The 15,094-nt window shown below is 45.4% G+C and carries 13 protein-coding genes and 1 riboswitch; of the genes, 1 reads left to right on the top strand and 12 read right to left on the bottom strand.

Features of this window, described 5'->3' with window-relative positions; all coding sequences use genetic code 11:
• Positions 1-41: 41 nt before the first annotated feature.
• The 11 genes from ribB to R7D93_RS09660 form a co-directional block, all read right to left on the bottom strand.
• On the bottom strand, positions 42-698 hold the full coding sequence (ribB, locus tag R7D93_RS09710) for a 3,4-dihydroxy-2-butanone-4-phosphate synthase (protein WP_005373655.1): 657 nt from the start codon (positions 696-698) through the stop codon (positions 42-44).
• A 113-nt stretch (positions 699-811) separates the two neighbouring features.
• A riboswitch (FMN riboswitch) is annotated at positions 812-952 on the bottom strand.
• Positions 953-1,056: 104 nt separating this feature from the next.
• Positions 1,057-1,674, bottom strand: a complete 618-nt coding sequence (locus R7D93_RS09705; protein ID WP_225496432.1) for a triacylglycerol lipase — start codon at positions 1,672-1,674, stop codon at positions 1,057-1,059.
• Positions 1,675-1,791: 117 nt separating this feature from the next.
• Positions 1,792-3,645, bottom strand: coding sequence for an MFS transporter (locus R7D93_RS09700; protein ID WP_225496426.1), 1,854 nt, complete (start codon positions 3,643-3,645; stop codon positions 1,792-1,794).
• Between the two features lie 146 nt (positions 3,646-3,791).
• Positions 3,792-4,550, bottom strand: a complete 759-nt coding sequence (locus R7D93_RS09695) for a helix-turn-helix domain-containing protein (protein ID WP_225496424.1) — start codon at positions 4,548-4,550, stop codon at positions 3,792-3,794.
• Entirely contained in the window at positions 4,551-5,189 is a 639-nt protein-coding gene (locus R7D93_RS09690) for an HD domain-containing protein (RefSeq protein WP_017819864.1), read from the bottom strand. It abuts the gene before it with no gap.
• Positions 5,190-5,437: 248 nt separating this feature from the next.
• A complete protein-coding gene (locus tag R7D93_RS09685) occupies positions 5,438-6,715 on the bottom strand; it encodes a cytosine deaminase (protein ID WP_225496422.1) in 1,278 nt (425 codons plus the stop codon).
• A gap of 9 nt (positions 6,716-6,724) precedes the next feature.
• Positions 6,725-7,963, bottom strand: a complete 1,239-nt coding sequence (gene codB, locus R7D93_RS09680; protein ID WP_225496420.1) for a cytosine permease — start codon at positions 7,961-7,963, stop codon at positions 6,725-6,727.
• A gap of 804 nt (positions 7,964-8,767) precedes the next feature.
• Positions 8,768-10,114 carry a magnesium transporter gene (locus tag R7D93_RS09675; protein WP_047101165.1) on the bottom strand — a complete coding sequence of 449 codons (1,347 nt, stop codon included), beginning with the start codon at positions 10,112-10,114 and terminating at the stop codon, positions 8,768-8,770.
• Between the two features lie 112 nt (positions 10,115-10,226).
• The gene (locus tag R7D93_RS09670) at positions 10,227-11,549 is read right to left on the bottom strand and encodes an ABC1 kinase family protein (RefSeq protein ID WP_225496418.1); all 1,323 of its coding nucleotides are present in this window, start codon (positions 11,547-11,549) and stop codon (positions 10,227-10,229) included.
• A gap of 101 nt (positions 11,550-11,650) precedes the next feature.
• On the bottom strand, positions 11,651-12,874 hold the full coding sequence (locus tag R7D93_RS09665; protein ID WP_225496416.1) for an HlyD family secretion protein: 1,224 nt from the start codon (positions 12,872-12,874) through the stop codon (positions 11,651-11,653).
• Complete coding sequence (locus R7D93_RS09660; protein ID WP_017635162.1) at positions 12,874-13,200, bottom strand: MFS transporter; 327 nt, start codon at positions 13,198-13,200, stop codon at positions 12,874-12,876. The genes R7D93_RS09665 and R7D93_RS09660 overlap by 1 nt, the downstream gene beginning before the upstream one ends.
• A 107-nt stretch (positions 13,201-13,307) precedes the next feature.
• On the opposite strand from R7D93_RS09660, the gene R7D93_RS09655 reads away from it, so the two are divergent.
• A complete protein-coding gene (locus tag R7D93_RS09655; RefSeq protein ID WP_225496414.1) occupies positions 13,308-14,309 on the top strand; it encodes an AraC family transcriptional regulator in 1,002 nt (333 codons plus the stop codon).
• 86 nt (positions 14,310-14,395) lie between these two features.
• Here the strand turns inward: R7D93_RS09655 and R7D93_RS09650 are convergent, their stop codons facing one another.
• Positions 14,396-15,085, bottom strand: a complete 690-nt coding sequence (locus R7D93_RS09650) for a hypothetical protein (RefSeq protein ID WP_031778833.1) — start codon at positions 15,083-15,085, stop codon at positions 14,396-14,398.
• Positions 15,086-15,094 lie beyond the last annotated feature (9 nt).

Raw genomic sequence — 15,094 nt, 5'->3', positions numbered from 1 at the left:
AGCCGCACAAATGCGCGGCTTTTTCAAGAGCTGAGATCTGACTATGCCAGTTTCAACTCGAACTGGTTCAGGTACATTACCATGTCTTCAATCGTCAGTACCGGCATGTTGTGCAGGCGACCGAATGCTACGATCTCCGGTGCCTTTGCCATCGTGCCATCTGGATTGGTCACTTCACACAGTACGCCAGCGGGTTGAAGCCCTGCCATTTGCATCAGATCAATCGTACCTTCTGTGTGACCACGGCGAGTCATTACACCACCTGGACGTGCGCGCAGAGGGAATACGTGACCCGGGCGAGCAAGATCTTCCGGTTTTGCGTGCGGGTTTGCCGCCGTTTTAATGGTCGTTACGCGGTCTGCTGCTGAAACACCCGTTGTTACACCAACTTTCGCTTCAATAGAAACCGTAAATGCGGTTTGGTTTGCGCTGTTGTTGTTTACCACCATTGGAGGCAGTTCCAGTTTGTCTGCTTGAGCATCTGTTAAGCACAAACAAACGATGCCGCTACATTCGCGGATCATCAATGCCATTTGCTCGTTAGTGAGGTGCTCGACTGAATAAATGATATCGCCTTCGTTTTCGCGATCTTCATCATCAAGAAGCAGTACGCCACGGCCTTCTTTTAAAGCGATAAGTGCGTTTTCAACGCGAGTAATTGGGTCGCCGAATTCGGCAAGTAGTGATGACTGATTCATGGTTAACTCCTAAATTTCACCAGAATCAGGGCGGTATGAGAGATCGCCGTAAAATACGATCAAAAAGAAGTGCACCAGCATTCTTAACGATCTGACTCGCTATGCTGGTGTATTCTTATTCTCTTTCATCCGGACTATAACCGTCGGCTCTGGCATCTCACCAGATCTGCTGACCTCGACGAATCGAGCGCTCGCGGGCTCACTTGAAAAAGTATACCGCCGGTGGGGAATTTCGCCCCGCCCTGAGAACAATTAAAAATGTACCACTTCATCCAAGTTGTGAAGAAGTGGAGCTAGGATAGTACTGCGAACTGAATAGCTTGGAAAGTCGATTCCATCTGTATGATGGAAAAGTGTGCTATCGACGGAAATAATCTGTGCGAATAAAGTAATCAATTTGCTGCGGCACGAAGGTGTTGTAAATCAGGCTCGTATGCGTTTGCTTCACTTCGATATGATCTTGCATACCGTCCAGTCTTGTCTCTTCTACGGTAACGGTACCGTCCGACATGGTGTTGTCATTACGGATCAACAATGGGCGAGCGCCAATCGGCATCGTTCCTGCGATACTGCCGAGTTTTTGAGGGAAATCCCAAGCGTCATCATGTTTGTTTAATCCGTGGTGTGGCGAATTGCCTAAAATTGCACCCAATCCGAGATCTTGAATCCGACCTACTATGGACGCGCCTTTAAGAGGCGAACCGATAGCGACAACATGAGAGATTAAGTTAGTGCTCGGTTTTCTGTTGGCGAGATAGCGCTTAATCATCAAGCCTCCCAAGCTGTGTCCCACGAGCACGTTTGTGGTCAGTGGATTAAGCGAATGATCAATAGAATCAAACAGTGAAGACTCATCGATAGCAACAGTGTTATAGCTGAGTACTTGCGTTTCGTATCCGAGTTTTCTCAGCTTTTGGCTAAGAGGCTGCATGACCAGCCCATGCATATAAAGACCATGTAAGATGATGATTTTCATAATACCTCCTAGATTTATGACGTCGTAGATATCCTACTCTAATTGACAAGAAACTACTTGTGCTTTGTGGTGCATATTTACGTTTTGCTGCAAAGTTTGACTGCTGTAGCAAGCGACTCAGCCCAGTAAATCCTGTACTTGTTGTTGCAATTGATGACGATTTAAAGACGCAGGACTTAACACTTCACCGATAACAACATCCACTTTTGACCAAAAACGAGTCGGTCGTTTTGTGAGAGCATGTCCGCCTTTGTGGCTGAAAAAAGAACCCCAAAGCCCTTTTAACGCCATAGGGATGACAGGAACAGGGTTACGTTCAAGGATTTTCTCTACACCAGGGCGAAACTCACCCAATTGACCGTTAGACGTTAAACGACCCTCAGGGAAGATACAGACAACCTCACCGTCGTTAAGTGCTTGTTCAATCTGTTCAAATGCTCGTCGGTAAGTGTCGGCACACTTACGTGGAGAACAGATCGGGATAACACCTGCATGACGGAATACATATTTAAGAACAGGTAGCTCGCTGATGGACTTGTCCATCACAAAACGAACCGGGCGAGTAGAGGTTCCCATCAAAATCAATGCATCGACATAGCTAACATGGTTAGCCACGATTAACGCAGCACCTTGTTCAGGAATATGTTGGCGCCCCTTTACGGACACACGATACATACAATGGCTGAGTAAATAACTGATAAAGCGTTGTGTGAATTCCGGTACTTGACGATAGACATAGATCGCCACGAAGAAGTTACCTATTGCCATCATGGCAAACAGTTCCACAATAGAAAGCTCTAGTACGCTGAGTACAACGATCGAAACCAAAGCAGACACCACCATAAACAACGCATTCATGATGTTGTTAGCAGCAATGGCACGTGCACACTCCCCTTTGTTTGAACGCGATTGGATGAACGCATAAAGAGGAACAATAAAGACACCGCCGCTTACACCAACAAGGAACAGGTCAATCATGACGCGCAGATGTTTTGATTCAGCAACGAAGCTTTGCACATCATAAAAGTGCACCGGAAGTGATGGATAACTTGGGACTGCCCATAGCAAGTCGACGCCAAAGACTGTCAGACCAAGGATACCGAATGGCAAAATACCAAGCTCAACGTGGTTGAAAGAAAGTTTTTCACACAACCAAGAGCCTGTCGCGATACCAATGGAAAACAATGCCAACAGTAAAGAAACGACAGTGCTATCTGCGAACAAATGTTCGCGTGCGAAGTTAGGGAATTGAGTTAGGTAAGTCGCACCCATGAACCAGAACCAACTGATGGCAAGAATAGACATCCAGATGCCTCTCTGCTTTTTTGCCACTTTTAACGTGTTCTTTAAACCAGAAATCGGTTCAAATTTCGCTTTGTCATTTGATTGGCTAGGCATCGCTGGAATATTCACGCTGCTCATGAACCCAAGCAAAGACAAGGCAATCACGGTACAAGAAGCAATCAAGGTACCATTAGGAATGGCTAGCAGCAGGCCTGCGCTAAGCGTACCTATAAGAATCGAAAGAAACGTGCCCATTTCAACCCAAGCATTTCCTTTAACAAGCTCATTTGGTTTGAGCGCTTGTGGTATCAAGGCGTATTTCACGGGACCAAAATAGGCCGATTGAGTGCCTGTCATAAACAGCAGAACCAGCATCAGCATGGCACTTTGGGTGGCAATAGCGGTTGCTGCGCAAGACATGATAGCTAGTTCGATGAGCTTTAGACGTCGGATTAATTTGGCTTTGTCCATGCTGTCAGCGACGGCACCAGCATGCGCTGAGAATAGAAAGAAAGGTAGGATGAATAAGCCTGCCGCCAAATTAACGAATAGATTGACGGATATTGGTAGGTTATCAATTTGGCTGTATGTCACCATCAATAACAGAACGTTTTTGTAGATGTTGTCATTGAGTGCGCCAAGGCATTGCGTCACAAAGTAAGGAAAAAAGCGTTTTGAGAAAAACATACGGGCCCCGATTAAACAAAGTCGAATGAGATGGGAGCACTTTATGCTCAATGAACGATTAAACCAGCTTTCTCTTTCAAGTGACGTTGTATGCTACCAAAAGTAACGAAATTCGTTACTTTTATTTCCATTTGTTTATTGAGTTACTAATTGCGAGACTTCTGCGTAGGTTTTCTTTCCCATGGTTCAAACAGAGGGAACGTCCAACGACGCATCGCAATAATCACAGAGGTGCCGTGCTTTTCGTCCATATCGAGAGAGCTATCACTTTGGCAAGCCTGATAAAACTCATCGATGACCTTTTGCAGTTTCTGTTGTAGCTTCTTGTTGGTTGGTACACTCATCAATCCTGTTGCCATGGAGAACTTTTCATCTTCACCAGAAAAGTAGCTTTGGAAAAAGGCGTCTTGAACTTGCTGTTGGAAGAACCGTTGAATAGGGCCGCCCATCTGCCACTTAAATGTCGGAGATATACGCAAACGAATTTTGTTATTTGGCTGCAAGTCGATGATGTTCAGCCGATCCAAATGAGCAAGCTTTTGCACCAGTTCCAACTCATTGAAGGTATATTGCTGAACGATTTGTTCAAACTGATAGCCATTTACAACACAGATCGCCACGAGCAGCAGGGCTTTATCGTCAACCAGCTGCTTTTCTTGCTCTAACGTTAGCGACTCTAGACCTTTATTGTGCGCAGCCGCGAGCTTAAATAGTTCCGCCATTTCTAAACCAATCAATTGGCAAATTCGTTCTAAGCGCTCAAGGCTAATGTGCTGACCTTCAGCGAGTAAACGTTTGACGCTTCCTTCACTTAAATCAAGGTGTTGTGCAACATCGGCATAATGCAGCCCAGCTAACTTTAGTTGGCGTTTAAGCTCTTTAATTAACGTATAGCTTTCTGACATTTACGCTGTTACCTCGTCGTGTAACTGCTCTAGGTACGTTTGCATAAAGGTTTTGCGTTTTTGCGCTTCGCGTCTTGCTGACTCTGTGTTCATGGTTTCAGCGATTTTGAATAACTTGGTCTGAAAGTGATCCAGAGTGAATTGTTTATCGTTAAGTTCACGTTCTTCGGCAAATATATCGCTGTCGTTGTAAAGTTGCGCGTTAAATTGAGTGCTGACTTGAATGCATCGCGTCACGCCAATTGCGCCTAAAGCGTCCAGACGGTCGGCATCTTGGACGATTTTGGCTTCCAACGTATTTGGCCTGATGTTTGCGCTAAAGCTGTGTGCCTCTATCGCATGAGCAATGGCATCATGATATTGCTGCGGATAATCGATACTCTCTAAAAATGCGACCGCTTTTTTGGCTGCGATGATTGAGCTCTCTTTGCGATTTGGGTGATCTTTCGGGTAAGTAAAGCAATCATGCAAATAGGCAGCCGGTAATACAATCGCGATGTCTGCATTTTCTTCTTTGCAGAGCTGTTTCGCTGTTTTGACCACGCGTTTTACGTGTTTAAGATCATGAGCTGCATCTACTTGCATCTCTTGCTGCATAAATTCCAAAAATTGCGGTTCTATCTGGCTTAATGACGTCATGGTTCATATCTACAACTAAAATGAAGTCAGAAGTATGCCCAACGCTTAGAATAATTTCCAAGTGCGATGGTGTAATTGAGATTCAGCCACCAGAACCTTGTGCAACGTTTGGTACTGAGCCGTTTTATATGGCCTTTCAATGTGTTCAGTGGTTTATGAGACAAGAATAGACAGAGCGAGCAGTGATGTTTACCAGTAGAAAAAAGGCCTGACGATGTCGTCAGGCCTTTTTCGTTTCGCCGATCTTTTTAGCGTTTGAACGTTACTTGCTCTGCTTGTTCAAGATGAATATGAGTTGTCGCAGGCTGTGTTTCTGCAATCACTTTACCGTGACGAACAGAGTAACGAATCGGCACTTGGCGACGTACTGCGTCAAAACCATCTTCTGCGGGAAGAATCAGTAAACTACCTGGTTTGCCTTCTTCAATGCCGTGCTTGTCTTGAATGTTCAGTGTACGTGCTGAATTGTTGCTGATCAGATCCAGTGAGTTGTTGATTTGGTCGTAACCCATCACCTGACACACGTGCAGACCCATATGCAGCACTTGCAGCATGTTTGCAGTGCCTAGTGGGTACCAAGGGTCAAATACATCATCGTGTCCAAAGCAGACGTTGATGTTGGCATTCAGCATCTCTTTCACTCGTGTTACGCCGCGACGTTTTGGGTAATCATCAAAACGGCCTTGTAAGTGAATGTTCACCAATGGATTTGCCACGAAGTTGATACCGGACATGCGTAATAAACGGAACAGGCGAGATGCGTATGCACCGTTGTAGGAACCCATCGCTGTGGTGTGACTGGCCGTGACTTTATTCCCCATATCAAACTTGTGCGCTAATGCTGCCAGTGTTTCAACAAAGCGAGATTGCTCGTCATCGATTTCATCACAATGCACGTCGATCAGGCGGTCGTATTTTTGCGCTAACTCGAATACGTAGTGCAGCGATTCAATGCCATATTCGCGTGTGAATTCAAAGTGTGGAATCGCGCCAATCACGTCCGCACCTAATTTGACGGCTTCTTCTAGCAGCTCTTTGCCATTTGGGTAAGAGAGAATTCCTTCCTGCGGGAAGGCGACGATTTGGATATCTACCCATTCTTTCATCTCTTCACGCACTTCTACCATCGCTTTTAGGGCAATTAGGGTAGGGTCTGAAACATCGACGTGGGTACGAACGTGTTGTACGCCGTTTGCTATCTGCCATTTTAAGGTTTGTTTTGCGCGCGCTTTAACGTCTTCAATCGATAGCATTTCTTTGCGCTCAGCCCAACGTTCAATACCCTCAAACAATGTGCCAGAGATGTTCCAGCTTGGCTCACCTGCGGTTTGAGTTGTATCTAAGTGAATGTGTGGCTCGCAGAAAGGCGCAACCGCCATACCGCCTTCAGCATCGATGATGTCACCGTTATGACTAAGCTCCACATCGTTGCTTTCAATGCGCTTGAATTGACCATCTTCAATCAAAATTTGCTGCAGACCTTCTTGTCCTTTTAGCGTTACGTTTTTGATCAGTAGTGTTGTCATGATGGTTCCTTACGCTGGCTGTGTAGCCAGTGCTTTTTTGTTAAGAATAGGATTAAGAATCAGGAAGCTAATTGCGCCGCCAAGTACAGCGTTAATCGGCACTACGCCAGGCAGGAAGTGTCCCGCACCAACGCCAATCGCTACAGCGATAATGCCAGCCCAGTTTACGCTTTGGAACTGGGCGGCTTCAAAGTTTGCGTAGCGTTTACGGTTCGTGAAGAAGTCAGCGATGATCACGCCGCCAATCGGTGGAATTGCCAACGATAAAAAGGTCAGCCAGCCAACAAAGTTATTGTAGAGCCAGAGAGCGCAAAGTGTGCCAACAAGACCGTTCGCCATCGAGATGTATTTACTTGGTAAGCCAGTGATGTTGGAAAATCCAAGACCCGATGCGTAGAGCGCGTTGTCGTTGGTCGTCCAGATGTTCAAGCCAAGAACGATGATAGCTGGAATAAGAAGACCTTGCGCGATCATCACTTCAGAAATGTCTGATTGACCCGTCACCGACGCCCCTGCCGCGCCAAAGATAAACATTAACGAGTTACCGATGAAAAATGCCACCATGGTGATCATCACGGCGCTGCGCGGCTTTTTACCAAAGCGTACGAAATCCGCCGTTAATGTACCAGCACTGACAAAAGAGCCGACAACCATCGCGAGAGCTATTGAAAAATCGAGTGGCTCGGTTGGTTGAACTTGTTGTAGTTCGCCAATACCACCAACGCTATTTACTGCCTCGATGACAGAGTAGCCGCCAAGTAGTGCAATGGCAGGAACGGCGATTGCTGACAACACCATCAGTGCGGAGATGCCAAAGTAAACGGTCGCGGTCATGAGCAAACCGGAGACAAGGATCAAAGTATTGGTATCGATGCCCGTTGCTTTATGCACCGGAATCGCAAACATCGCGACACCAACTCCAAACCACCCAACTTGAGTTCCGCCAAGAAGAGCAGAAGGAAGCCAAGAGCCTTTAGAACCAAAAGAGAAACGAGCAAGAAGGTGAGTAGAGAGACCAGTAGAAGCGCCGATGTAACCGAGGAAAGAAGTGTAAATACCGAGGATTAGGTTACCGATGAGAACAGCGAGGAAAAAATCATTAAAGGAGATCCCAGTACCGAGAGAACCACCTGTCCACATACTTGCGGAGAAAAAAGTGAGTCCTAACATCACCATGGTTAGTGACGCCACGCCTTTTCTGGCCGTGTTGGGAACTGGTCCAAGACTGTAGTTATTGTCTCCAGCCATTATTGCCTCCGCACATTGAAATATTAAATTATAGCACCTGATTTTCAGGCAAACGGCGCGTATTATCGTGATGTAAATTTAATAGTCAATGATAAAATTGCAATTTAAACGTTTGCTTGGTTTTTATTTGTATTTTTTCTTTTAATAACAATGGTTTGGTTTTTAAATTCTAAAAGTGGAAAGTTTGTTTTTACGTATTTTCTATGATTTATAGACAGGTTTTCTATGTGAAATTAATGTTTTGAATTGCTATTTGTTTTTATGGATTAAATTTATCTATAACTCTGGATTGTTCAGTCGATTTCTATTAAAGGAAAACGATTTCATGATGAGGTTTTTGGTTTGGACGTTATTTGTTCTTTTCTTGGGTGTGTTTTCTTGGTTTTATTTTATGTAGGTGATTTATTTTTGTTGAAGCTGGCATTTCTAATGGTTTAGTGGGCGAATATTTGAATTTTATAAACAGTAAACAATCTGTTGTGGGTAAGAAAAGTACAACCGAGCTCGGTCAGAGGATAAGAGGGCAATAGCCACATAAAAAAATAGCCAACCGCAAAGAGTGCGATTGGCTTATATACATGTGAACAAAATCAAGTTCACTAACAACGTCAGTTGGCTAGGTGACCCTCGGCTTAAGAAGGGTCGATTTATATAATGCAGTTACTGTGCCAACTTTAATATGCCCTAAAATACGTAGTTTCTGTGACATGCGTTGCTTAAAGTTTGAGTATGTTTGCAATTTGCAACTGCGTTATGCAATTTGACTCTATTATGCTAATGATTGATTAATAAACAATGAACCTTTTAAAGCATGACTAAACTCGCCGTTCCTAAAAAGGCGAAAAAACCAACTACATCTGTCACTGTTGTTAGAATCACCGAGCCAGCCAAAGCGGGGTCCAATTTAAACTTATCCAGAATAATGGGAATCAGCACACCAAATAAAGCTGCGGTAATAATATTGACGATAATGGCCAGCGCGATGGTTCCCCCAAGAACCGGAGATTGAAACCACAATCCGGCGAGCCCGCCGATGATTAACGCCCAAGCAATGCCGTTCAGAGAGCCAATACCCAACTCATTTTTCAATAGCTTGAAACGGTTACCTGGGGTGATCTGATTAAGCGCCATCGCACGAATCATTAGAGTGAGCGTTTGGCTGCCAGCAATGCCCCCCATGGATGCAACAATTGGCATGAGCACCGCCAAAGCCACCACCTGCGCAATTACATCTTCAAATAGTCCGATAGTGACAGACGCCAAAATCGCAGTAAGCAAATTGATGCCTAACCAAACACCGCGCTTTTGCGAGCTTTTTAATACTGGCGCAAACAAGTCATCGCCTTCATCCATACCTGTACCGGCCATCAAACGTGCTTCGTAGATTTCACGCTGTGTACTCAATGCAAACTGCCAATCGACTTCACCGATCAGTGTTTGGTCTGCATCAGTTACAGGGAGAGCGGGCAGTGTGCTGTGTTCTAATGCCTCTACCGCTTCAGGAAGCATCATTTTACTGTCTAGCACCGTCACTGCCTCAATAACGAGTGTTTTTAAGCGAATATCGGGGTCACCACGTAAGATATCGAAGTAATTGACCGTTCCACGATACTGTTTATTACGATTAATCAGATATACCTGTTGAGGCGTGTCGTAGCTATAGCGCTCCATTAACTGCTTAGCTGTCCCAATCGTAATGTTGAAGGGAAGGGTGATGATCTTACGTTCAGCCCAGTGGCCGAGTTCTTCATCAGCATACTCGTTTGCTTGATCGTAAAGTTCCAACTCATCTTTTTCTATCAACGAGAGAGCTTCGTTTATGATCGACTCTGGTAACGAATCGGCCCATTCGATGAGCGATAAGTTGTCGAGTTTAGCGAGAGTGAGTTTTAGCTCGACTTCAGATAACGCGTTGATGATAGAGAAACGTACGTCCGCACGCATTTCCGTTAACACGTCGATATGTAGCTCTAGTGGTAAAGCTCGCCATAAGCGAACACGATCGTCGATTGGAAAGGCTTCTAGAATCAGGGCAACCGCGCCGGGCTCGAGGCCCGCTTCAATAGATTCATTGAGCGTTGCGACTTGATCCACTTCTTCGGCTTGGCCAATTTGCTGGATTAGAGTGGAGAGATCTTGAAACTTGCTCACCGAGTACCCCGATAGTTAATTCGTTTTATGGAAGTATGGCATGTTATTGAGATGCACAACTATGCATCTTAACCTTGCTCAAGGTACTTGAAAGTAACAGAAAAACAATAGGCTATTTGCTGTTGATGGTGAGATATGGCTGTACCAATTGGCGAATGTTCACTTTTGCGCCAATACGGGCTGCCAGCAAGTACATTCCGCCGATTTTTCTGTGTAAAAATAGGGCATCTGCTGGTGGAGTATGCCAGTATTCTTGCTCCATGCTTAGAATGGTGCCAGCCTCGCGAAGCTTTTGTGCTAAGTCGCTGGCTTTAAAGTCATAAGGCTCATCAACTAACATCGGTTCACATGCCATTTTTACTAAGTCGAGAATCGCTTGGCGTTGGTCTGGAAGGATGGTTTGGCTGAAGAAGCCTATTTGTTCAAGCGCATCATTCAAGCCTTGTTCGTCATTATTCACGACAGATGCAAAAGCTTGGCGATAGCCGGTACTGAACCGTTCGTTGTACTCGCGAGTGGCCCCGAAATCTAGCAAGCCGATTTGACGAGTGTTTTCGATATATAAGTAGTTGGCGAAATTTGGGTCGGTTTGTACCATCTTAAATTCGAACAGCTCTCGAAACAGTAATTCGAGTAGGCTGTGCATGACAAAATCCCGTGTACTCTGATCATAATGTTCGATTTGCTCAATCGGACTGCCATCAATGAATTCCATCGCGAGAACGGAGTCTGAGCAACTTCCAGTATGAATCTTCGGTACGACAAAATGAGGGTGCTCCTTCAAAGCGTCATGATAACGAATGGCAAATTGCGCCTCTCGTGCGTAATCGGCTTCATCATGTAGCTGCTTTTTCGCTTCTTCGAGCAATCCTTTGTAGTCGACAGACTCGGGAATCAACCCAACGACCTTGAGCAGTGTACCGACATTGTCGACGTCGCTATCGATACTTTTCCGTATGCCCGGATATTGCACTTTGACGGCTAGGTTATCGCCCGCATCGCTGTAGGCTTGGTGCACTTGTCCTATTGATGCACTGGCGATTGGTTTGAAGTTAAATGACAGAAACTCAGCTTTCCAATTCGTTCCCAGCGAACTTTCCATTACTGCGTTGAGTTGTTTTGCAGGCATTGGGTCTGCGTCGGAACGAAGACGGGAAAGAATATCGGCAAGTTCAGGTTCTAAAACATCACCAGCATCCATTGAGAGCATTTGTCCAAGCTTCATTGCAGCGCCACGTAGGTGAGCAAGTTGGTCAGTTAAACGCGCGATGTTCTGTGGCGTCAGCAAGAGGTCTTTCGCTTTTGGTTTGTTGCCTTTGGCTATCTGCTTCGTGCCTTCTGCAATCACATTGCCTGCGACACGGGTAGCAAGTGAAGCGAACTTGCTGAATCTTGAGATGCGATGGGTAGGTAGGCTTCTTTCCTTTACCGACATGAATCTTCTCCGCTATTTACTAACTAATTGTTATACGGGAAAAGGATATGTTTGGATACAAATGAAAAGAAAACCGCCAGCGTAACTGGCGGTTTGCGAGTTTAGATAGAGTAGAAGAAGTACAGTTGAGACTTCATTCGGATGATGATCCCGCGAATCACATCTAAGAAGGCCATGAAGCCTATCGGTTTTTCACCGCTGACCCATGCGAGGCCAACAGAGCCAACAGGGATGTCGTAACCTTCTGGCTCATCAATCTTAAGACGAACAAAGTGGTGTTTGTTCTGTAAGTTCTTTCCAGTGGTGACACGTACGGAATCATCGAAACCCAGTAGATTACCTTGTGATTCACCTGTTGCCTCAACAATGCCCTCGACCGTCGCTGAGAAGATCTTACCTGGATAAACCGAAGAGGAGAATTCCGCAGGTTGACCCGGTTTGATGTTACGAATCGCCTGGTGGTTGACTCGCATCAGCACGTACTTCTCGTTAGTGTACATGTTGATACGCGGCATCATCGATACACGCTGACCTTCACGCAGGATAAAGTTGGTGACAAAGCCATCTGTTGGGGCATGAACTTTTGTGCTATTCAAATCCCATTGCGCTTTTGCAATTTGCTCTTCAGCTTGGCGCAGTTCGGCTTGTTTGGTTTCAACTGCAAGTTCCGATTTATGAATCGCCAGTTTTGCACGGGAAATATCGACTTGTTTCTTCTTGATTTGAGACTCAAGGGCCAACACGTTGTGACGTGCCATATCAACCGCACTCGATTGTTTGTCGATATCGCTTTCCGTGATGGTGTTGTGCACCACTCGGTTTTGCTCAACATAACGATCTAGCATTTTTTTCTGCAATTTGTAGTCAACTTTCGCCGCTTCCAACTGGCTCTTGGATGTTTCTAGATCTTGCACTAGCGCCTCGTGGTTAGCTTCTTCAATCTCGATGTCGCCTTTTGCTGTAGCTAATGCAACGCGAGCAGAATCAGCGGATACGTTCGCTTGATTTAATGCGATTTTGTATTGCGTTGGGTCAAGTTCATAAATTAGCTGACCTTCTTTAACTTTCTGATTCGGCTCAATGTAAATGTGGTCAACTTTACCTTTTACATTGGTTGAATCTGGACGCAATTGGATGTGTGGTGACTGCACGACAGAACCGCCGGATAAATCCATCGGGGTGAAGTTAATCAAACCTACCCAGACGAACATTAGCCAACCCAAGCCGCCAAGATAAGCGAACGATTTGGTTGCTTTGTTCCAAGGCATGCCAACCAAACGCAACAGATAAATGAAGAGTGCCCATACCGCTAAACCTTCTAACATTATGCTTCCTCTTTTGGCTGTGTTTCTGTTTGCGGTTTACTTTTCCATGTATCACGCAGATTGATGATGGCTTTTTCCATATCAACAAATGCAAAGATCACGGCTAGCACCCAAACCCAGTGCCAGACAAACCCTATCCAGGTCAGCGCAGTGATGAGCCCTATCTGATGATGGTCTTTGCTGTGTGCTTTATTGATAGGCAATTCATGGATTTTCCAAAAGCCGTAACACGCGCCCGCGACACTCGCAATTAAAACGACAGCAGCGACAACATGTAACGCCGTATCTGCGCCTGTACCGACAAATGGGACACTCAGTAAACTCATTAAACACTCCTCTATCAAACTGTTGGCGTATTGTGATCTGAATTTGATTTGCGGCTTTCTTTGTGACAGATTCAATCACTACAGGATTAAATTTGATGTGATTGGTTATGAAAACGGTTCGGTTTATTCGCGCGATGGGCATTCTAAACATACATAACCTCGCGTTATCTAAATACAATTTGGACTCGGATGAGTTAGGGATCCCAGCATCGGTGTTTCGTAACCCAATGACACTGATCCCGCTAAAAGCCGTTGCGGAATGGTACCGTTGTGTTGAACAAGCCAGTTGTGACCCGGATGTGGTGTTGAGTCTCAGCCGAGGTATTGAACTGCAAAAGCTAGGGCCAGTGGGACGCTGGTTATTCTCCGGCAATGATTTAGCCAGTACCATTCGGCGAGTGAATTATGGTGTGAGCAACCTACAATCAGGGGCGTTTTTTGCTGGCGAACAGTCGGGTAAAATCATCAAATGGACTTACCACAACCCGTTTATAGAAACGTCAGTAAAGGTGCACGATAGTATCCGCTGTGCGGTATTTATGATTAAGGTGTTACGCGAATTTCTTGGCAAAGATTACCAGCCTTTACGTGTCAAGGTTTCAGGCTCGAGAAAAAATACTGAGCGATACCGGGAATATTTCGGCTGCGAGGTGGAATGGAGTCAGCCAAAAACAGAGATATGGATCCCGGGAGATGACCGACTAGCTTCTCGCCAAGTGAGCCATCGAGAAGACAGCCGTCTAGCGATGAGTTTTTCCGATTTGGATGATTTGCTTAATATGCCCGATCCAGAAGACGAGTTGAAAGTGATTTATGAAGTGGTGAACTACAGCAGCCATTATGGATTGCCAACGTTAGAGCGCGTGTCTTCTCTGCTTGATTTATCTGAACAGCAGTTTCAACGTCGTTTGCATAAATTAGGGCTCAATTTTTCGACGGTTTCTGGCTATGTATTGAGTAATATTGCAGCTGGTTTGTTGAGTAAGCGCGTGAGTATTGATGACATTGCCACGCGCCTTGGTTACACCAATGTGGCGAGCTTCAATCGTATGTTTAAGAAACATCGTGGATTAACGCCCAAGCAGTATACGGGAAGATTAGAGAAGTAGTGCTCCACTTATCTCTATGAGTACAAGCAATAAAAGCCCTCAAAGTTGAGGGCTTTGTTATTTTTTTGTGTCGTTTTATGTGGTGGCTATTTCTTAGGACGCCAACTTAGTGCACTTGCAACAGCGCCGATGGCAATTACATCCTTTTTTTGTTCGCTAAGTTCAGGGAGCATCTGTACCGCAATGGTACCGTTCGTCTGCACTGCGGCAATTTCTTGTGTGCCCTCCTTAAAGCTATAACCCAATGGAATGTCTACCGCCATCATGGCGTCAGGACTAGTATGTACAGTTTCTACATTAAAGTGGGTGCTACCAATACGCACTACGCCTGTCTCTTTTTTCTCAAAGCTGATGTCGATGAGAGCCGATTTTGGCTCCATCGCAAACTCACCGACTTTTTTACCATCTTGAGTAATGTCACAGGTGTAAGGATCATTCCCACCAAAATCGACGCCCATGTAGTTAACCGACATACCGCCTCCGGTGCAGTTCAAAAGCCAAGTTTCCCCGCTGTCGATACGAGTCACTTCTGCGCCCATTGAACCTTCTTTGAAAGAGATACGGTTAAACCAACTTGAGTTAGAAGCACTGCGTGAATACTTGCCTTTGTACTTACCAGCAAAATCAAAATGGCCATCTGCACCGAATCCCCAAAAATCACCGTCGGTTTTGATCAGCATTTCTGGTTGTGCTTTTACGGCATCAGTACGATCCATGACGGCTAGGCCACCACAACCAGCAAGGAGCAAGGGAGCGAATAGAATAAGTTTCTTCATGTTTTTCAT

Source organism: Vibrio sp. YT-15 (genome assembly GCF_033337445.1).
GTDB lineage: Bacteria > Pseudomonadota > Gammaproteobacteria > Enterobacterales > Vibrionaceae > Vibrio > Vibrio alginolyticus.
Note: the sequence above shows the minus strand (reverse complement) of the source record. Positions and strands in the feature narration are given on the sequence as shown.

What these genes read in the sequence shown, in the direction of transcription:
- ribB (WP_005373655.1), bottom strand. Translation starts at nt 698, where the DNA reads ATGAATCAGTCATCACTACTTGCCGAATTCGGCGACCCAATTACTCGC.
- R7D93_RS09705 (WP_225496432.1), bottom strand. Translation starts at nt 1,674, where the DNA reads ATGAAAATCATCATCTTACATGGTCTTTATATGCATGGGCTGGTCATG.
- R7D93_RS09700 (WP_225496426.1), bottom strand. Translation starts at nt 3,645, where the DNA reads ATGTTTTTCTCAAAACGCTTTTTTCCTTACTTTGTGACGCAATGCCTT.
- R7D93_RS09695 (WP_225496424.1), bottom strand. Translation starts at nt 4,550, where the DNA reads ATGTCAGAAAGCTATACGTTAATTAAAGAGCTTAAACGCCAACTAAAG.
- R7D93_RS09690 (WP_017819864.1), bottom strand. Translation starts at nt 5,189, where the DNA reads ATGACGTCATTAAGCCAGATAGAACCGCAATTTTTGGAATTTATGCAG.
- R7D93_RS09685 (WP_225496422.1), bottom strand. Translation starts at nt 6,715, where the DNA reads ATGACAACACTACTGATCAAAAACGTAACGCTAAAAGGACAAGAAGGT.
- codB (WP_225496420.1), bottom strand. Translation starts at nt 7,963, where the DNA reads ATGGCTGGAGACAATAACTACAGTCTTGGACCAGTTCCCAACACGGCC.
- R7D93_RS09670 (WP_225496418.1), bottom strand. Translation starts at nt 11,549, where the DNA reads ATGTCGGTAAAGGAAAGAAGCCTACCTACCCATCGCATCTCAAGATTC.
- R7D93_RS09665 (WP_225496416.1), bottom strand. Translation starts at nt 12,874, where the DNA reads ATGTTAGAAGGTTTAGCGGTATGGGCACTCTTCATTTATCTGTTGCGT.
- R7D93_RS09660 (WP_017635162.1), bottom strand. Translation starts at nt 13,200, where the DNA reads ATGAGTTTACTGAGTGTCCCATTTGTCGGTACAGGCGCAGATACGGCG.
- R7D93_RS09655 (WP_225496414.1), top strand. Translation starts at nt 13,308, where the DNA reads ATGAAAACGGTTCGGTTTATTCGCGCGATGGGCATTCTAAACATACAT.
- R7D93_RS09650 (WP_031778833.1), bottom strand. Translation starts at nt 15,085, where the DNA reads ATGAAGAAACTTATTCTATTCGCTCCCTTGCTCCTTGCTGGTTGTGGT.